The organism is Vibrio sp. 10N.261.51.A4 (assembly GCF_041471945.1).
Classification (GTDB): domain Bacteria; phylum Pseudomonadota; class Gammaproteobacteria; order Enterobacterales; family Vibrionaceae; genus Vibrio; species Vibrio crassostreae_C.
This window is the reverse complement of record NZ_JBFRPJ010000015.1, coordinates 1-18,227: the sequence shown is the minus strand read 5'-3', so window position 1 is coordinate 18,227 and position 18,227 is coordinate 1. Positions and strand designations below refer to the sequence as shown.

Annotated in this window: 15 protein-coding genes and 1 pseudogene; 10 read left to right on the top strand and 6 right to left on the bottom strand. The window is 44.4% G+C overall.

The features are described from left to right. Positions 1 to 228: 228 nt before the first annotated feature. Positions 229 to 1,068, top strand: coding sequence for a tetratricopeptide repeat protein (locus AB4384_RS05045; protein WP_017069419.1), 840 nt, complete (start codon positions 229 to 231; stop codon positions 1,066 to 1,068). Between the two features lie 161 nt (positions 1,069 to 1,229). Further along, positions 1,230 to 2,486 carry a peptidoglycan DD-metalloendopeptidase family protein gene (locus tag AB4384_RS05040; protein WP_017064801.1) on the top strand — a complete coding sequence of 419 codons (1,257 nt, stop codon included), beginning with the start codon at positions 1,230 to 1,232 and terminating at the stop codon, positions 2,484 to 2,486. Positions 2,487 to 2,635: 149 nt separating this feature from the next. Here the strand turns inward: AB4384_RS05040 and AB4384_RS05035 are convergent, their stop codons facing one another. Further along, positions 2,636 to 2,956 (bottom strand): heavy metal-binding domain-containing protein, encoded by a 321-nt coding sequence (locus tag AB4384_RS05035; RefSeq protein WP_004730185.1) that lies wholly within the window; start codon positions 2,954 to 2,956, stop codon positions 2,636 to 2,638. A 36-nt stretch (positions 2,957 to 2,992) separates the two neighbouring features. Then, positions 2,993 to 3,940, bottom strand: a complete 948-nt coding sequence (locus AB4384_RS05030) for a LysR substrate-binding domain-containing protein (protein WP_065584578.1) — start codon at positions 3,938 to 3,940, stop codon at positions 2,993 to 2,995. A gap of 91 nt (positions 3,941 to 4,031) precedes the next feature. Between AB4384_RS05030 and AB4384_RS05025 the strand changes: the two genes are divergently transcribed. After that, entirely contained in the window at positions 4,032 to 5,057 is a 1,026-nt protein-coding gene (locus AB4384_RS05025; RefSeq protein ID WP_372128999.1) for a DMT family transporter, read from the top strand. A 42-nt stretch (positions 5,058 to 5,099) separates the two neighbouring features. On the opposite strand, the gene AB4384_RS05020 is transcribed toward AB4384_RS05025, so the two are convergent. Continuing rightward, positions 5,100 to 8,123, bottom strand: a complete 3,024-nt coding sequence (locus AB4384_RS05020) for an HD domain-containing phosphohydrolase (RefSeq protein ID WP_372128997.1) — start codon at positions 8,121 to 8,123, stop codon at positions 5,100 to 5,102. A 321-nt stretch (positions 8,124 to 8,444) separates the two neighbouring features. Between AB4384_RS05020 and AB4384_RS05015 the strand changes: the two genes are divergently transcribed. From AB4384_RS05015 to AB4384_RS05000, 4 genes are all read left to right on the top strand, one after another. Further along, positions 8,445 to 9,191 carry a phosphatase gene (locus AB4384_RS05015; protein ID WP_372128996.1) on the top strand — a complete coding sequence of 249 codons (747 nt, stop codon included), beginning with the start codon at positions 8,445 to 8,447 and terminating at the stop codon, positions 9,189 to 9,191. 144 nt (positions 9,192 to 9,335) lie between these two features. Further along, entirely contained in the window at positions 9,336 to 9,731 is a 396-nt protein-coding gene (locus AB4384_RS05010; RefSeq protein ID WP_017059534.1) for a cytochrome b562, read from the top strand. Between the two features lie 301 nt (positions 9,732 to 10,032). Continuing rightward, entirely contained in the window at positions 10,033 to 10,383 is a 351-nt protein-coding gene (locus AB4384_RS05005; protein ID WP_017064798.1) for a hypothetical protein, read from the top strand. A 111-nt stretch (positions 10,384 to 10,494) separates the two neighbouring features. Then, positions 10,495 to 12,030, top strand: coding sequence for a PepSY-associated TM helix domain-containing protein (locus AB4384_RS05000; RefSeq protein WP_372128994.1), 1,536 nt, complete (start codon positions 10,495 to 10,497; stop codon positions 12,028 to 12,030). 95 nt (positions 12,031 to 12,125) lie between these two features. On the opposite strand, the gene AB4384_RS04995 is transcribed toward AB4384_RS05000, so the two are convergent. Next, positions 12,126 to 12,509: a VOC family protein gene (locus AB4384_RS04995; RefSeq protein ID WP_372126021.1), complete on the bottom strand. Its 384-nt coding sequence runs from the start codon at positions 12,507 to 12,509 to the stop codon at positions 12,126 to 12,128. Further along, entirely contained in the window at positions 12,509 to 13,441 is a 933-nt protein-coding gene (locus tag AB4384_RS04990; protein ID WP_065584581.1) for a LysR family transcriptional regulator, read from the bottom strand. Before AB4384_RS04990 ends, AB4384_RS04995 begins: the two co-directional genes overlap by 1 nt. 455 nt (positions 13,442 to 13,896) lie before the next feature. On the opposite strand from AB4384_RS04990, the gene AB4384_RS04985 reads away from it, so the two are divergent. Both AB4384_RS04985 and tdh read left to right on the top strand, forming a co-directional pair. Next, complete coding sequence (locus AB4384_RS04985) at positions 13,897 to 15,090, top strand: glycine C-acetyltransferase (RefSeq protein WP_372126023.1); 1,194 nt, start codon at positions 13,897 to 13,899, stop codon at positions 15,088 to 15,090. A 110-nt stretch (positions 15,091 to 15,200) separates the two neighbouring features. Continuing rightward, the gene (gene tdh / locus AB4384_RS04980; protein WP_050649238.1) at positions 15,201 to 16,232 is read left to right on the top strand and encodes an L-threonine 3-dehydrogenase; all 1,032 of its coding nucleotides are present in this window, start codon (positions 15,201 to 15,203) and stop codon (positions 16,230 to 16,232) included. A 111-nt stretch (positions 16,233 to 16,343) separates the two neighbouring features. On the opposite strand, the gene AB4384_RS04975 is transcribed toward tdh, so the two are convergent. Then, positions 16,344 to 17,159 (bottom strand): tyrosine-type recombinase/integrase, encoded by an 816-nt coding sequence (locus tag AB4384_RS04975; RefSeq protein ID WP_372128993.1) that lies wholly within the window; start codon positions 17,157 to 17,159, stop codon positions 16,344 to 16,346. Between the two features lie 36 nt (positions 17,160 to 17,195). Here AB4384_RS04975 and AB4384_RS04970 point away from each other — a divergent pair. Further along, a pseudogene (locus AB4384_RS04970) lies at positions 17,196 to 18,093 on the top strand (IS3 family transposase); the annotation flags it as partial. Positions 18,094 to 18,227 lie beyond the last annotated feature (134 nt).

Here is an 18,227-nt window from a genome sequence, read left to right as displayed (position 1 = left end):
AATTACGCAACAAAGCCTATTCGCATCGCGAATTAATCATATAGAACAGTATTACGCGGTATTTTTATAATTTAGAAATTAATGATGTTGCTTCAGGTGTTTTATCATTATCAATGATGTTTTAGAGTGTTAATTCCAATATGGACATAGCAAACTTGTCGACTTCCTAGCTTGTATGCCTATTACGAGATACAGTTAGTCTAAAGATAAATATATAAGGAATGTATAATGCTTCGAATCTTATTGATTGCAGTTATCTCGGTGTTCAGCACGATGAGTTTTGCAAGCGAAGAGGTTAAGTACTCGGAACAAGAGTATTTGGATAGACCGCTGATGGAACGCTATATCTTGGATGAGTTGAAGCAGCTTCGAATGGAACAGCAGGATCTTGAAAGACGCTTGACCATTCAGATGACTGACCGGGAACTGACTGTGGCAGACAAGTCTCTGAATTACGCCAATGTAACCGTAACCTACTTCTTCTACATTATTGCTGGTGTGGCCTCTCTTATCGCGCTGGTGGGTTGGCAATCCATCAAAGAGCTTAAACACACAACTCAAGACATGGCTGATAAGCGACTTAATTCTATCGCTCAAGACTATGAGAAGAAGTTTAATGTTCTTGAACGGGATCTTAAGCGCAAGACCAGAATCATTTCCGACAACAACCGCGAAATTGAAATTATCAATGAGATTCATAACCTATGGTTGAGAGCACAGAACGCACAAACGGCAGAGCAAAAAATTGAAATCTACGATGAAATACTGAAGGTTCGTCCTGGAGATTTAGAAGCACTTACTGCCAAAGCTGACGCTGCTATGGATATACAGGAATACCACTGGGCAATGAGTCTTTGTAACCGTGTATTAGAAGTCGATGACCAAAATGCTCATGCCTTGTATCAACGTGCTTGCGCCTATGCTCGATTAGGGGCAGAAGGTCAAGCGATCGATGACTTAGAGCGCGCTATTGAAGCCAGTGGGTCCATGAGAGAGCTGCTAACTGAAGAGCCGGACTTTGAGATGCTGCGAGGCTTAGAACGCTTCGAAGTACTTCGTGAAGAGTAATATGAGGTAAAGATCCGTGTTAACTAAGGTGGTGGGCTTTGCATACTCACCATACTTTCACACCTATCGCGCTATGGTTTCTTACATTTCATTTATTTTTTTGATTTAATTGTTATGTTATAACACTTTCTAAGTTCCTTGTTATAACCGCTAAGTATTTTATGAAGTTCCTCCGTATTGGTCTGATCGTTACTGCGATCAGCGCATTTTCCCTTGCTGCTTTGCTCTCTTTTCACTCCAAACCAGCACCAGAAATCTCTATCAAAATAACCCCTTACCAAGGTTCTCAACCTAATGATAAGGAAGTCATCGACTCGCAAGCGACTCCCAACTCTTTGGTTAAGGTCCATTATTTTGTGAAAGTTGGCGATACGCTAAGCAACATCTTTTCGTCATGGCAACTGCCATATGGAACCGTTCAAAAGGTGATGGAAGCGGATCTGGAGTCTTTGAAACTCGACACAATAAAACCTGGTGACCATCTAGAGTTGCTTTTGGATAGTGACTCAAAACAGCTTGTGGAGCTGATTTATCACGAGAGTTTGGTTGAGCAAGCAGCCTTTACTCGAAACGATGATGGTAGCTTCACCTATAAATTCCACGAGATCCCAGGCGAATGGAAAGAAAAACTCTATGCGGGTAGTGTTCACGGTAGCTTTTCAACGTCAGCCTACAAAGCGGGGTTAACTACTAACCAGATAGCCAATATCACCCGCACACTAAAAGACAAAGTCAACTTCGCTCGAGAGCTGAGAGCTGGTGATAGCTTCAATGTATTGGTCAAAGAGCAGTACACGGATGATCACCTAACGGGTAAAACAGAAATTCAAGGTATCTCAATTCAATTAAGAAACCGAGAAGTCGCAGCTTTTCTAGCACCAGATGGTCTTTTTTATGACAGAGAGGGAAATAGTCTAGAGCAAGCCTTTGATAGATACCCAGTCGACAGAAAATTCCGAAGAATCACTTCTTCGTTCAATCCGACACGAAGACACCCAGTAACTGGGCGAATCTCACCGCACAATGGTACCGACTTTGCGACACCTGTTGGTTCACCTATCTACTCAACTGGTGATGGTCGAGTGGTGGCACTTCGTGACCACCCGTATGCTGGTAAATATTTGGTGATTGAACACAACAGCGTATATACGACGCGTTATCTTCACTTGAGCCGCTTCTTAGTTAAGAAAGGTCAGCAAATTAAGCGAGGTCAGAAAATTGCGCTATCGGGTGCTACTGGTCGTATTACTGGCCCGCACTTGCACTTTGAGGTATTGGTTCGTGGTCGCGCCGTCGATGCGATGAAGGCGAACTTACCAATGGCAAGCTCAATTATGCCTAAAGATAGAAAAGAGTTTTTGGCTCGAATTGCCTCTTTTGATGCCATGATTTCTGAGCCAGAAGATCGTGCGAGTTAGAGATATTCAAGCCTAGTTTGGCAGCGAATACAATAACGCCCCTTAGCTAGCGATTCAGCTAAGGGGCGTTTTTTTAAAGAATCACACGATTAAGCGACTGAATCCGTTATTCGATGGATAGAGCTATTGAGCGATAGGTTTGCCACTGATTAAGCAACCACCACTGCCGTGCCACTAGCAGAGACCATCAACATGCCATTACCTGTTCCCAAGACTTCGTAATCAATATCTACGCCTACCACCGCGTTGGCACCCGCTTCAATCGCTTTCTGTTCTAACTCTTTGAACGCGTAGTTACGTGCTTTTTCCAGTTCTTTCTCGTAGGTGCCAGAACGTCCACCCACAAAGTCACGAATTCCTGAAAACATATCTTTGAAAACGTTCACCCCTAGAATGGCTTCTCCGGCAATAACCCCTTTGTAATCGACAATGCGCTTGCCTTCGACTGATTGTGTGGTGGTAATAATCATAATGGCCTCTTGTAAGCTTGCTGAGCTGTCACTCGCTTATTGATTGATAGTTTGGTCTTGCTCTTGAATGTCATCGTTCAGTGCTGTCTCTGAGCGTGTGAATTCATGTCTTAACCATGTTCTCAGTTTTAGCACACTTTCTTGTTTTAATTTGTTTTTTGGGCAAACAAAGTAAAAATCTTGGTGCGGGTTAGCAACCGGTTTACCCAATTCGACAAGCATCCCATGGCTGATATCATCTTTCACAAACAAGCGATGCGTTACTAGTACGCCTAACGAACGAATTGAAGCTTGCACCGCTTGAATGGAGACATCGAACGTCAGATTGCTATGGAATGTGGGCAGTGGAATTTGGTAATTGTCGCACCACACTTGCCAGTCGTGTTGCCGCCTGAGGTTAAAAACGCCAATGGTCGGGTTTTGTTTGACGAGTTGCTCGACGCTCAATCCGGTCTGGTTTTTTAATAGAGTAGGGCTGCACACCAAGACCAGATCATCGTCGCCCAGTTTCTCGCTGTAATATTGCTCCCACTCATTGGGCTTGCCATGTACGAGCGCAACATCGACCCCTTCCTGTTCAATATCGAAAGGGCCAGTTAGCGTCGAAATACGGATATCAAGTGAGGGAGCGAAAGCTTGGAAGTCGGGAACTCGTGGGATCCACCAGTGCATCGCGAGCGAATTGACCATGTTGAGGGTAATGCGGTGGTCGTTAGGCGTTCTGGCAAGCTCTTCGGTCGCCTCTATCACTTGCTCAAGTGCGGGCGCGACTTTGCGGTAATATCGCTTACCTGCGGCATTAAGAACAACACGACGACCGACTCGTTGAAACAAAGGCTTGTTGACCAGTTGTTCTAACGACTTTATCGCTTGGCTTACCGCAGAGTGACTGACGTACAGCACCCGAGCGGCGTCGGTCATGCTGCCAGTCTCAGCGACAGCAATGAAAGCGTAAACGGATTTAAGCGGAACGAGTTTTTTCATTGGTAAGTTTTCCTTACAGTTATCGTTAATATTACTCGCTATTTTTCATTACGTCACGCCTCTAAAATAGATGTCATAGGAGGTGATAATTATGTCTGATATTACCAAGGCGACGACTTTCATGTTGTTGTCGACGTTCAGTTTGTCTTTAAGCGGCTTAATGGCCAAGTATCTATCTGAAGTGATGCCCACTTCGTTGCTCAGTTTTGTGCGTTTTTTGTTACCCAGTCTGTTTTTATTTCTTTTTCTGACTTTTTACAAAATCAGCAAGCCGACACGAGAAATGTGGAAACCTTTGGTGATGCGAGCGATCTTTATGGTGGCGTGTCAGTGGTGTTTCCTTACTTCACTGCAAACCTTAACGCTGGTTGAAGGGGTTGTGTTATTCAGTACGGGTCCTCTGTTTATTCCATTGTTAGAAAAGTTAATATTTAGAACCAAGATTCATACAACGACGATCGTGTGCTTAGCTATCACTTTTGTTGGCGTAGTGATGATGGCGGGGGATTGGTCGCAGTTTGAGTTGGGTTCTGAGTTCTTTAGACCTGCGCTTCTGCTTGGACTTCTCGCGGGGGTATTTAATTCTGGCTCGCAAGTGAGTTTGTACCGAGCGTCTAAAACTAGCCTGACACCAGCAGAGCTTAACGCGTGGACCTTTTTAGTCGCGGCAATCATTGTTATTCCAATGGTGGTGTTTACTTCACTTTCTGCGGTGCCCGATGTGCTTGAAAGTGCTGAAAAAGGCTTCGTGTCGGCGTTACTGTCTTTTGACGATTTACGCTGGATTGTTCTCGGATCACTTGGTCTTGCACTGTTTACCATCAATACCCAAATCTTCCGTTCCAAGGCGTATAAGCTTGCAGACAGTGGCTCCCAGTTGGCACCTCTGATTTTTACTAACATGCTGTTTAGCGCGCTTTGGCAGGGCTTGTTCTTTGATGATGTGTTTTCTAAACAGCAGATGATTGGCATTAACCTGATTGTCGTGGCGAGCATCACCAATACATTGCTGGCAAAAAGACACAGCAAGGCGAAAGCCAAACAAAAACCGCACACCACAGTGGCTGTAGCGACTGTAGTGGACGTTGCGGTATTGGACTCGGCAGCTAAAAGCTAACCATTGAGTTATGGCTTATCCTCTGAATGGTTAATTTAAAACTTAGAACAATGAGCGTATGTATTCTTTTACTCGGTCGATGTGTTCGTGCGGGTCAATCTCGCAGCGTTGGTTCATTTCTAGGAATCGCTCAGCGTATTTATCGTAGATTTTGTTTTCCAAAAACAGTAAATACAACTTGGGATCGATATGACCGCTGGTGGCCATGTCGGTCATGATGTTGAGTGATTCGCTTAAGAGTTTACCTTTCTTATAAGGGCGATCACTAGAGGTGAGCGCTTCAAAGACATCAGCAATTGCCATTGCTCTGGACGGCAGAGGTAACTGGTCTTCGTTTAAGCCTCTTGGGTATCCCTTACCGTCGATACGTTCGTGGTGTCCGCTGGCGATATCCGGAATGTTTTGAAGGTAAGGCGGGTAAGGCAACTTGTTGAGCATGGTGAAGGTTTGGATAATATGATCGTTGATCATGAAACGTTCTTCATCGTTTAGCGTACCACGGCGTACTTTCAAATTGTGCAGTTCACCTTGGTTGTATTTAACTTCTCCGGGCTTAAGTACAAACGCTTCTTGCCATACATCGGCAGGGTTAAAGCCATTGTCCCAAGGTATTTTATGCTCCGGTTTGTCTGCAAGCAGAGGCTCCATGACAGGCAAACCCTTTTCCTGACTTGTTGGCTCAGTTCTCTCTTTCTCAACCGACTCTTTTTGGGTGTTAAATCTCTCTTTTTCAGACCAAGACAAACCCAATTGATCATCCAGTGTACGTTTCCATTGGCGTTTGGCTATTTGATCTAAGCGTTCTAGCTGCTCTTCCGTCATAGATTCGCCGCCAAGATTACACTCAGCAACGAAGGCAAACTCCTCATCCAGTTCAGACAGGCTTTGTTCGAGTATTTTGAGTTGTTCTTCTTGTAGTGCACCGTTCGCCATCGCTTTCCAGTAATCGGTTTCCGCTTGCTGTTTCAACAACTCAAAACGCATTCGCACTTCGTGGATTCGGTCGTAAATAGTTTCCAGTTTTGTTGCCTTATCTACCACATATTCAGGCGTGGTCACCTTGCCGCAGTCATGAAGCCAAGCGGCGAGCATCAACTCTTCCCACTGTTTACTGTCCAATGAGAATTGCGGGTAATGGCGGTCATCATCTATGGTTGCTTGAGTTAGCCATTTGGTGAGCTCAGGCACTCGTTGGCAATGCCCGCCCGTATAAGGTGACTTGGTATCAATCGCCGATGCAATCAGCTCAATAAAGGCATTAAGCATGTCTTTTTGTTGCTGCATTTGGTCGATGTTGTCTTTCGCTATTTCCGCAAAGCTGAGCAACTCTCTTAAAAAGGCGTGCTTGTCTGCCTGCATCTTGGTAATTGGTCTCTCATAGCCAATTGCCACAATCCCTACCAACAGTTTCTCTCGGTTTAATAGTGGAAATAGGTACAGGTCTGAATTGAAGATCGAATCTTGGTAATAGTTGAGAACATTGTCTTCTCTGTTTAAATGGATCGTCTCACCAGATTTAAGCTGACACAGCAACCAAGGCGTGTGTTTGATGAAGTCATTGATGTCGGCCTTAAAAGGAAGAATGGCAAGGTTGGCTGTCGTATCAAACACGTCTTTCTCTTTGGATTGAGTGAAAAGGACAATGGTTTCTGCTTTGGTAATTAAATAGCTTTGATGAGCAATGTTCTTGGCTAAGATCGAAAACTCCTGATTCCCGGCGGTGTCTCGAAGTAGGGTAATCAGATCATGAAGCGTGTGTTCCATTAGCTCAATCGAGTGGGCGAGGTTAGCCACTTCTTGAATCATGCTTTTGGGATAATGAGTACGCCTGAAGTCGAACCGAGCGATGTTGTCGGTGAGTTGCATCAGCGTATTGAGCGGCTGAGACAGTCGATTAGCAACAAACCATACGATAGCGAAGCAGATGAACAACATCCCAATCGCGACCGCAACTTGCTTGTCTCGCATCGAGATAAGATCAGCGAGCAGCTCATTGTGTGGCGTCGCTTCTGCCAAGTATAAGGTGACATTTTGAGTCAGTTGAACCGGCGTTAGCGTTAGTGCCCAAGTGTTTAAGTTGTACTCAACGTTTTTTAGATTGAGGCTAAACTTCTCTTCATCAGACATAAGCGGCGCAATAACGGACGCTTTCAATGCTTCCATCTGTTCACGTTTGGGCACATTAAAGAAGCTTTGGTCTTGCTCACTGCCAGAGAGATTCCCCGTCGTTTGGTTGTTCGTTTGCTCAGTTTTACTTGTGTCATCAGATTGGGAGTCAGGCTTGGGTACTGATAGCTCAAGTTGATGCTGACCGAGAAGATTAAAATGTTGATCGAACAAGGCGAGTCGGGTTTGCGGAGAATAAGCTAATTCACTGATCTGAGAAGAGAGGGAACTCAACGTAAAGTCGGCACCAACCACATGCTTGCCATCGGCAGAACGCCTAGAGAGTGTAATGCCATTGGTTTGCAGGAAATAGAATAGATAGGGCTCAGAGAGTTGTATTGAGCCATCAGGCTTTGCGTTACGAAACCAAGGACGAGTGGTGGGGTTGAACTTACTCTCTGCTTGTCGAGTACTGATCACTTGATGTGCGCCATCAAGATAGGTAATAAAGTTTTCACCGTCTAGATTGGTGCTGCTAACCATCATGGTCGCTTTAGCGGGCGCGCTGTTTTCGGCTCTCTGTTTATTGGTGCTTAATGGACGAAAGATTCTGAAGTCACCATCTTCAGAACCATAAAATAGAGCGACCAAATTGGTGTTTTGCTTGAAGATGATATCGACCGAAGCAAGCCAAGAGTCTTTTTCGACAGCGGAAGCTTGATGAGCAACAAACGGGCTCACCGCCATCACATTTAAGGTTGTGATAACAGGGGCAATGGCTTGTTTAAATACTGATTCCAGTTTGTCGCGGTGCTCATTACTGATCTCGCGCACTGTGCCTAGCAGCAGCTCTTGGGAGTGCCGATAACTAATCGAAATCAATACCGCACCGACAAGTGTTGTCAAAATTAGGAAAAGGCTAGTGATGTGGATACTCAGCGGATATCGTCTTCTTCTCATCTAACACTCCAGTTTGTAGGCTGGTTTAAGTATTGACGAACTTGGGTAGGTTGCAAAAAATTGGCGCAATTACCGAGTGTGTGCGGTTCGACTTAGATAAGACCAAGCGCTGGCTGGCTCTGGTTAGCCACGTATTCCCGTGTCGTGTAAATGAACCAGTAATAAACCTTTATGTTTGGGTGCTAATTGTCACTTTCAGCTGATAAACTGGCCGAATTGTTGCCATTAGGCATTCATTTTCTGAAGTATTCTTTTCCTGAAAGAGATTCAGAGTTACTTTCTGAAAAACGTATTTTGACCGAGCGAAGAGGGCATTGATTCATGGAACTCAAAGTAGATACTCACACCCACACATACGCAAGTGGTCATGCTTACAGCACATTGATCGAAAACGCCAAGTCGGCAAAGCAAAATGGTTTAGCCATGTTTTGTACTACTGATCATTCAGAATCAATGCCGGGCGCGCCACACTATTGGTTCTTCAGCAATCAGCGTGTGCTCCCTCGTTTTATTGAAGATGTCGCAATTATTCGAGGTGTTGAGTCAAACATCATGAACACACAGGGTGAAATCGACATTCATCCGAGTGTGGATAAGAACTTGGATTGGGTGATCGCGAGTTTTCACGAGCCAGTATTTCGCCCATCGGATGTCGCTACCCATACAGAAGCATTGTTGAATGTGATTAAGGGCGGTCGAATTGATGCGCTTGGTCACTTAGGCAATCCTAATTTTGATTTCGATTTCGAAGCCGTTATTCAATGTGCGGTTGAGAACAACGTGGCGATTGAGATCAACAACACCACACTCAAAGGCAATAGCCGAGTTGGCAGTGTTGACCGCTGCTATGAGATTGCAAGAATAGCGAAAGCGAAGGGTGCATTTATTACAACAGGCAGCGATGCGCATTTCTGTTTAGATGTCGGTGGCTTAGACTTAGTCGCAGCATTGTTATATGAAGTGGGCGTAGATTCGAGTAAAGTGATTACCCATTCGCCAAAGCAGTTCCTAGCCTTTTTGGCCTTGCGCGGTCGTAATGAAATCCCAGAATATTCAGATCTTGTTTAAGAGAATATCGGCGGGTTTGCATTTCGACACAATCAATTTTTGTGCCTGAAAGATTTTTGTATACACTAGCCGAAAATAATAAAGTCGAAGTGCCACAGTAATGACGGCTCTAACTTCAAAGACACCGCTTCACTTGGAGAAACAATGAAAACTCGCTCAATCCTTTTATCTGGCTTAATCGCTGCTTCAGTATTGTCTGGCAACGCATTTGCTAATGTAGACCTTAAGAAAAACATGCAAGAAATGAAGCTTGCGTTCAAACAAGCGGCAGAAGCTCAAAGCATTGAAGAGATGCAAAAGCCTATCGTTCGTTTAGATACGCTAGTGGCAGAGCTGAAAACGGGTGTTTACCCAGTCGAGAAAGAAGACAACTTCATGGAAGGCTTCAAAAAGATCAGTGCATCACTGGATAGCATTGAGCAGAAGCTAGACCAAGGTGACTTAGCGTCGGCACAGCAAGAACTTCGTACTATTGATGGCCTTCGTGAAGAGTACCATGAGAAGCGTAACCCAAGCATCTGGAGCAAGATCTTCGGTTAATTCGTTAATCATGAACGTTTGCTAGATAGGTAACAAAGAGCAAACCTCAAGATTCGATTTCTAAAACGCCGCCTTACATTACCCTCTTTCGAGGAAGGTGTAAGGCGGCGTTTTTATTGTCTCTTTTATCGAAAGCCTGCTGCAAAGAGATGAGTATTACTTTCTTAGTTTTAGTGTTGTAACCAGTATTTAACGAAAAAGAGTGTGCGTTAGCTTCAATTTTTTAACTTGCTGTTAATCTTTACGTTTACCTATATTCCAAGTCCCTCATAATAAGGGAAATTTATAAAGACTTGGAATAATGCGCCGAACCTCGTTCAACTTCTTCATGTTACTTGCAACAGCATTAAGCTGGGCGCTAGTGACATTAATGCCTGTTATCAATGCTCATGGTAATAGTGCGGGAGTATGGGCGTCGTTATGTACGGTCAATGGCTTTGAATTGGTTCAAATCGAAGAAGGCGAACCTAATACTCATAAAGGAAAGCCGTGTCCGTTTAGCCATTTTTCCACGTTTCACCAAGATGAACTTCCCACTACACTACTGACAACTCGACTGAGTTCTATTGTCTCCGACAGCTACGCTTTTTTGGCTCTAAGCGAACGCTACACGAGGCAAGCCCCGCGCGGCCCTCCCTTTGTTATTGCTTAAACCTAACCCATTAAAATAATTAAAAAATAAAGTATTAAGTAAAGTTAAACATGCTCAGATTACTTTCTGATTTTTCAGAAGGTATGTTTGCGTGTGTCAAAGGAAATTATAATGTTGAGAAATGAATCTCAAACCCCTGCGAAAGCACAAGCAACTTCGCAGTCTAAAAGCAGTGCAACAACCGGTTCGGAAACCAATATAAAAAGCAAAGACCGCAATAAAACCCTCTATTTCCTCACATGGCGCTGGCACTTCTATGCTGGGCTATTTGTTATCCCGTTTATGTTAATGCTGAGCATTACAGGTTTGGTGATGCTGTTTGATGATGAAATCGAGTTAGCTTTTCATCACGAAGCCATTGAGATTGTTGCATCGGGCGATCCGATTAAAGTGTCACAACAGTTAACTGCAGTGCAGAATCAATACCCACAAGGCTCGGTGACGCAGTTTGTTCCGAGTAAAGCCCCTGATCTCGCTAACCGCTTTTCGCTATCACTTGAAGACGGAACATCTGTTTTCGCCACTGTGAATCAGTACACTGGCGAAGTGGTCGGAGAAATTCCACGCAGCGATAGCCTGTACCAACTAGCGAATGATATTCACGGCACTTTGTTGATTGGTGATTGGGGTGATTATCTAATTGAAGTCGCAATAAGCTTGTCTATTCTGTTGCTCGTCAGTGGCATTTACTTATGGCTACCGAGAGACAACGCAAGCCGCGCTGGTTTTCTCAAGCTGAGAGTGTCATCCGGGCCACGTGTTCTCATGCGTGATCTGCATGCGAACATCGGTGGTACCTTATCGCTTATTCTGTTGTTGTTTATTCTATCTGGATTGGCATGGACTGGTTTTTGGGGCGGTAAGCTTGTTCAAGCATGGAGTACTTTCCCTGCTCAAATGTGGGACGATATTCCATTGTCTGATAAGACGCACGCTTCCCTCAACCATGGATCAGAAGAAGAGCTCCCTTGGAACTTGGAGCAAACACCACTGCCTTTGTCTCAAGATAAGCCAGCAGAGCACGTTCATCATGTGGAAGAGGCTACTGAACCTCACGACCATTCTAAGATGGGTGAAGATCACTCTCAACATATGTTGTCAGCAAGCAACTTCGACATTGATGACGTTACTGAAAAAGCATACTCACTTGGCTTTACGCAATACAAGGTCAATTTCCCGCGTTCAGAAACGGGCGTTTACACGGTCACAGCCAATACAATGGGTGGCGATATCATCGATCCAACGCAGGATCGTACCACGCACCTCGACCAATATTCTGGTCGTATACTGGGTGAGGTGACATGGCAAGATTATAACTTCATTGCCAAGACGTTAGCGGTTGGTATTTCATTGCACCAAGGTGACATCAGTATCATCAATAAGCTTCTAAATGCCTTGTTTTGCTTGGCGTTCATTGTTGTGTCTGTGACTGGCGGTGTGATGTGGTGGATGCGCAGACCTTCAGGTCAACGAAAGCTTGGCACGCCACCGAAGTTTGGTGATGCAGGGCTTTGGAAAGCAGGCTTAGTGACGGTGATAGTTATTTCAGCGCTGTTTCCACTGGCGGGTGCGACGATCGTGACAGCCATGCTATTGGATTGGTTACTGTTCTCGCGTGTCGAGAAATTCAAGACAGCATTGAGTTAATTGATACACAAACTGACCTTCTGTTTGAGGAGGTCAGTTTCATTAATCAGATGACATGCTCTGTTTATTAAGAAGACGTTAGACTTGATAAAGCTCTATATTTGGTAAAGCTCTAACGGAAGCCCGTCAGGATCGGCAAAAAAGGTAAATGCTTTACCTGTAAACTCATCAACTCGGATCGGTTCGACTTCGATTCCTTGTCCTTCCAAATAGCTTTTGACTTGTTGAACTTCATCGACACAAAAGGCTAAATGTCTCAGCCCTTGGGCTTCTGGAAAGCTAGGTCTTTCTGGTGCGTTAGGGAAGCTGAATAGCTCTATCTGAGCACCATTAGGTAGCGCTAAATCAAGTTTGTACGACTGGCGAGCCTCTCGATAGTTTTCGGCAATTATCTCGAGTTTCAAAATCTCAGTGTAAAAGTGTTTCGACGCGTCGTAGTCTGAACAGATTATGGCCGCGTGGTGTATTCCTTTCAGCATCAGTTTATTTCTCCTGCCAACTTGTCACCTAAGTGCTTCATGGCGTAATCAATGAATACACGCAGTCGAGCGGGCATGTACTTGGTTTGAGCAAACTGCATCGCAATCGCACCATGGTAATTACTCTTGATGGTCCAATCTTCCAACACTTGTACTACAGACCCTTCAGCCAACGCATCTTGAATCACGAAGTCATGGAAAATACCGACGCCTAGACCTTCTTTCACACCTTTCAGTCGCATCTGCGAGTGGTTAACTGCGTAACGTCCACTGACGGGTACTGTGTGAAATTCATCATCTTTAAGAAAATCCCAAATGTGATCTTTGTCTGTCTCTGCAAGATACAAACAGTCGTGTTCAGACAGCTCGGTAGGGTGGTGAGGAATCCCCTTGGCATCTAAATAGTCAGGGCTTGCACACAACACGAGGTTTGTTTTTCCTAACTCTTTCAATACTAAGCTTTCGTCGGGCTTATCAGTCAGGCGGAAAGCAATGTCGATGCCTTGACGTAAAATATCGATGTCGCCGTCAGCCGCTCTCAATTTAAGTTGGATTTCTGGATACTGATTTAAGAATGGAACAACGAAAGGCTGCAATACCGAATTCAAGAAGGCTTCAGGCGCCGCTACCGTTATCGAGCCTGCAGGTTCGGTATGGTCGGAGGTAGACAGTTCAACGGCTTGTTGCGCTGCGTTGATCATCACCACACTCTGATCATAAACCAATTGACCCGCTTGCGTAATGATAAGGGTACGAGTGGTACGCTCAAACAGTTTCACCGATAGCGCTTTTTCCAAGCGGGTGATGAGCTTACTCAAGGCTGATGGTGTCACGCCTAACTGTTTTGCTGCAGCCGTAAAACTACCTTCGTTAACCACCAAAATGAACGAGGCGAGATCCGGAAGCAGGGCGATGAGTTTTGGGTTAATCATAAGTATCCAGTTAAGCTAGTTTCAACGATGAACTTAATGGTAATTGTGAGCGATTTACTTTGATTTGTGAATCAATTTCATTAATTGATTGACGTGATTGCTCTGATAGGTTGTTGTGTTTGAAGCTCATCTGTATAGCGGCGTTGCTGCTGCGCATTCTGAGATGAAAAATTGAGATTTGATATGAAAGCGAAATTAGACGGAAATTATAGCTAATTTGGCGTTTAAAAAAGCAGGTGAAGGGCGTTAATGTGCCCTATGTCACTGGGATGAACTATTATTAGTGCCTGTGATTCATTAATGTTTTTCCAACTAAAGGGATAATCGGAACGGGGATGTTCAACTAGAATATAGGCATAAGTTTTACAGTGTAAATGATCGTGTTGAGATCGTTTACATCCCTACATAAAGCGGCGCGCGATGCTGCTAAATAATAACTAGGAAGGAATGAGACAATGTCTTCTGCATTTTACCAACAGATTCAAACTCAAATCGAAGAAGTTAAAGAAGAAGGTCTTTACAAGTCTGAGCGCATTATTACTTCTGCACAAAAAGCAGCGGTTTCTATCTCGACTGGTGAAGAAGTACTAAACTTCTGTGCAAACAACTACTTAGGTCTTGCTAACCACCCAGCTCTTATCGAAGCAGCTAAAGATGGTATGGATCAGCACGGTTTTGGTATGGCTTCAGTACGTTTCATTTGTGGTACTCAAGATTCTCACAAAGAACTAGAGCAAAAGCTTTCTACGTTCCTAGGTAAAGAAGACACTATCCTTTACACATCTTGTTTTGATGCAAACGCTGGTTTGTTCGAAACAATTCTAGGTAAAGAAGACGCAATCATCTCTGACGCACTAAACCACGCATCTATTATCGATGGCGTTCGTCTGTGTAAAGCAATGCGTTTCCGTTACTCGAACAACAACATGGAAGAGCTAGAGCAGCAACTTATCGCTGCTAAAGAAGCTGGCGCTCGTCACACACTAATCGTAACTGACGGTGTGTTCTCAATGGACGGCGTAGTGGCTAACCTTCCTGCTATCTGTGACCTTGCTGACAAGTACGGCGCACTAGTTATGGTTGATGACTCTCACGCAGTGGGCTTCATGGGCGAAAACGGCGCGGGCACTCACGAGTTCCACAACGTTGTACACCGTATCGATATCATCACTGGCACGCTAGGTAAAGCAATGGGTGGCGCTTCAGGCGGTTACACTTCTGGTAAGAAAGAAGTGATCGACTGGCTACGTCAGCGTTCTCGTCCATACCTATTCTCTAACTCTGTTGCACCTGCAATCGTATCTGCGTCTATCCGCGTTTTAGATCTTCTAGCGGAATCTGGCGACCTACGTACTCAACTATGGGAAAACTCTGCTCACTTCCGTACTCGCATGGAAGAAGCGGGCTTCACTATGGGTGGTGCTGACCATGCAATCATCCCAATCATGCTGGGTGATGCAAAAGTAGCGGCTGAGTTCGCAGAGCGCGCACTAGAGAAAGGCATCTACGTTGTAGGTTTCTCTTTCCCTGTAGTACCAAAAGGTCAAGCTCGTATCCGTACGCAAATGTCTGCTGCACACTCTCGTGAGCAACTAGACCGCGCAATCGATGCGTTCATTCAAGTTGGTAAAGACATGGGTATCATCTAATTTTAAAGGGATGCCACGAGCATCCTTTAATTAGATAGAGCAACACCCAGTAGAATATATAGATTTTTGATTCTCGCCTTACAGTTAGGCGAGATGAACTAGGTAACATTATGAAAATTAAAGCACTTTCTAAGCTAAAGCCTGAAGAAGGCATTTGGATGACCGAGGTTGAAAAACCTGAAATGGGTCATAATGATCTTCTTATTCGTATTAAGAAAACCGCAATTTGTGGTACTGACGTACATATCTACAACTGGGATGAGTGGTCACAAAACACAATCCCAGTACCTATGGTAGTAGGTCACGAATACGTGGGTGAAGTTGTTGGCATTGGCCAAGAAGTTCGTGGTTTTGAAATCGGCGACCGTGTATCTGGCGAAGGTCACATCACATGTGGTCACTGTCGTAACTGTCGTGGCGGCCGTACTCACCTTTGTCGTAACACAACAGGTGTTGGTGTTAACCGCACTGGTGCGTTCTCTGAGTTCCTTGTGATTCCTGCGTTCAACGCATTTAAGATCCCTGCAGAAATCTCTGACGATCTAGCTTCAATCTTTGACCCGTTTGGTAACGCAGTACACACAGCACTTTCTTTCGACCTAGTTGGCGAAGACGTGCTAATTACTGGTGCTGGCCCAATCGGTATCATGGCTGCAGCTGTTGCTAAGCACGTTGGTGCTCGTCACGTTGTAATCACTGATGTAAACGAGTACCGCCTAGATCTTGCTAAGAAAATGGGTGTGACTCGCGCAGTAAACGTGATGGAAGAGAAGCTTGAAGACGTAATGTCTGATCTTGGCATGACAGAAGGCTTCGATGTAGGCCTAGAAATGTCTGGTAACCCATCTGCGTTCAATAGCATGCTAACTAACATGAACCACGGCGGTAAGATCTCTCTACTAGGTATTCCACCATCAGACATGGCGGTAGACTGGAACCAAGTAATCTTTAAAGGCTTGGTTATCAAAGGTATCTACGGTCGTGAGATGTTCGAAACTTGGTACAAGATGGCTTCATTGATCCAATCTGGCCTAGATCTAACACCAATCATTACTCACCACTTCAAGGTTGATGACTTCCAAAAAGGCTTTGACGCTATGCGTAGCGGGCTTTCAGGAAAGGTTATCCTTGATTGGGAATAGTCTAAATTAGGCTCTCATTAGCAAAAGGCGACAGGTTAAATTGTCGCCTTTTTTACGTCTAAAACCGCTAAATAACGCTCGATTACAGTGGCTGTCGCCATTTTGTCGCCATTAATTTTCTAAAGGATTGAGGTGAACTGCCTGCATCAAATGCTCGGGAGCAAAGTGAGAATACGCCATTGTCTGCTCAATTTTTGTGTGACCTAGAATCCGCTGTAACACCAAAATATCCCCTTTATTCATCATAAAGTGCGAAGCAAATGTATGCCGTAGAACATGCGTTGCTTGCCCACTTGGAACATGATTAGGTAAAGCCCTTTTAATGTAGCGCCAGGCATCCTTATAAGTAGTGTCAAAAATCTTATGGTCGTTCACTGCGATATCTAAGATCTCATGATACAAAGCAGGTGAGATGGGCACACTTCGATTTCTCTTACCTTTTGTCTCGGTGTAAGTTAGCTTGAATTCAGCTACTTGTGAACGGGTAAGAGTGAGAGCTTCACTTATACGAGCACCGGTGGCTAAGCAAATCTTAGAGATTACAATGAGCTGTGGAATCGAGACTGTAATTACGCGGTTGAAATTCTTCAGGTTAAATAGGAACTCTTCAATTTGTGGCTTGGTTAGATATGCCAGGTTCTTCTCGCTAGTTTTGATTGTATCGATAGCTTCAATCGGGTTGGGGTATTTCCATTGATTGTACTTGATTAGTTTCTTGAACATTCCCTTTAGATAAATCAATTCCATGTTATGTGTTGTTGGTGAAATCTCAACAGATTTATTTTTGCCACGGTAAGGTATTCGTATTGCACGATAGTCCAAGTAGTCTCGTTCTTTAAGGTGGTAGGCAATCGGGTTACCTAATCCTTCAATTGTTTTGGCTATCAGATCCCGAGCTTGCTGATCCGCACCAGTAGTTTTGGACACTGAGTTAAGTGAGTACAATCACTAATGAGGTGAACCATAACAAGCAAGAAGAAACGTATTATCCATTCTCCTGAATTTAAAGCCGAAACCCTGAAGTTGGCAGAGAAAGTGGGAGTCGCTACAGCTGCAAGACAGCTCTCGTTACATGAATCTCAGATCTATGGTTGGCGAAAAGCCACAAAGAAGAATTCTAATATTAGCCAACGAGAACAAGAATTGGCCGTTGAAGTCGCTAAGCTAAAAAGGCAGTTGGCAGAGCAAGCAGAAGAGCTAGACATCGTAAAAAAGGCCGCCACCTACTTCGCGAAAAATCTAAAGTAAATTGCTATGAATTTATGCTCGAACACCTGCTGAGTTTCAGTATTTCCCGTATGGCTAAGGTGTTCAGAGTTTCTTGAAGTGGGTTTTATTATTGGGTTGAGAACCGCCACAAGGCGATTCAACGTGAGACAGAGCGCCAAAAGCTTGATACCAAGGTAAAAGAAGCCTTTGACGTTAGCAAAGAATGAGATGGCTCAGACGTATTCAGAAAGAACTGGCAGAGAGCGGTGATAACCATAATGTTAAGACCATTGCCGCCAGTATGAAACGTCAGGATTTAGTAGCGAAAGCAGCACGCAAGTTTAAGTGTACAACGGACAGTAAGCATAAAATGCCCGTTGCTCCGAACTTGCTCGCTCAAGATTTTAACGCAACGGCTCCGAATCAAAAATGGGCAGGAGACATTACTTATGTTGCCACAAGCGAAGGCTGGCTGTACTTAGCTGTCATTATTGACCTATATTCAAGGCAAGTAATTGGTTGGTCTATGGATACGAGAATGACGGCCTCACTGGTCTGTGATGCCTTATCGATGGCTTTATTCCGTCGAGGATTCCCTGAGCAGGTTATAACTCATAGCGATCGAGGTAGTCAGTACTGCTCGAAAGACTATTTCAATTGCCATTACGCTGAAAGTTGTTACCCATTCACCGCTACACTTGATTATTTTCAATACGTTAAGTGCAAATACTACTAATCTGTCCAAGGTTTAGAGGACCTTGAACATATTAGGTATACACAAGCTTA

What these genes read in the sequence shown, in the direction of transcription:
- AB4384_RS05045 (WP_017069419.1), top strand. Translation starts at nt 229, where the DNA reads ATGCTTCGAATCTTATTGATTGCAGTTATCTCGGTGTTCAGCACGATG.
- AB4384_RS05040 (WP_017064801.1), top strand. Translation starts at nt 1,230, where the DNA reads ATGAAGTTCCTCCGTATTGGTCTGATCGTTACTGCGATCAGCGCATTT.
- AB4384_RS05035 (WP_004730185.1), bottom strand. Translation starts at nt 2,956, where the DNA reads ATGATTATTACCACCACACAATCAGTCGAAGGCAAGCGCATTGTCGAT.
- AB4384_RS05030 (WP_065584578.1), bottom strand. Translation starts at nt 3,940, where the DNA reads ATGAAAAAACTCGTTCCGCTTAAATCCGTTTACGCTTTCATTGCTGTC.
- AB4384_RS05025 (WP_372128999.1), top strand. Translation starts at nt 4,032, where the DNA reads ATGTCTGATATTACCAAGGCGACGACTTTCATGTTGTTGTCGACGTTC.
- AB4384_RS05020 (WP_372128997.1), bottom strand. Translation starts at nt 8,123, where the DNA reads ATGAGAAGAAGACGATATCCGCTGAGTATCCACATCACTAGCCTTTTC.
- AB4384_RS05015 (WP_372128996.1), top strand. Translation starts at nt 8,445, where the DNA reads ATGGAACTCAAAGTAGATACTCACACCCACACATACGCAAGTGGTCAT.
- AB4384_RS05010 (WP_017059534.1), top strand. Translation starts at nt 9,336, where the DNA reads ATGAAAACTCGCTCAATCCTTTTATCTGGCTTAATCGCTGCTTCAGTA.
- AB4384_RS05005 (WP_017064798.1), top strand. Translation starts at nt 10,033, where the DNA reads ATGCGCCGAACCTCGTTCAACTTCTTCATGTTACTTGCAACAGCATTA.
- AB4384_RS05000 (WP_372128994.1), top strand. Translation starts at nt 10,495, where the DNA reads ATGTTGAGAAATGAATCTCAAACCCCTGCGAAAGCACAAGCAACTTCG.
- AB4384_RS04995 (WP_372126021.1), bottom strand. Translation starts at nt 12,509, where the DNA reads ATGCTGAAAGGAATACACCACGCGGCCATAATCTGTTCAGACTACGAC.
- AB4384_RS04990 (WP_065584581.1), bottom strand. Translation starts at nt 13,441, where the DNA reads ATGATTAACCCAAAACTCATCGCCCTGCTTCCGGATCTCGCCTCGTTC.
- AB4384_RS04985 (WP_372126023.1), top strand. Translation starts at nt 13,897, where the DNA reads ATGTCTTCTGCATTTTACCAACAGATTCAAACTCAAATCGAAGAAGTT.
- tdh (WP_050649238.1), top strand. Translation starts at nt 15,201, where the DNA reads ATGAAAATTAAAGCACTTTCTAAGCTAAAGCCTGAAGAAGGCATTTGG.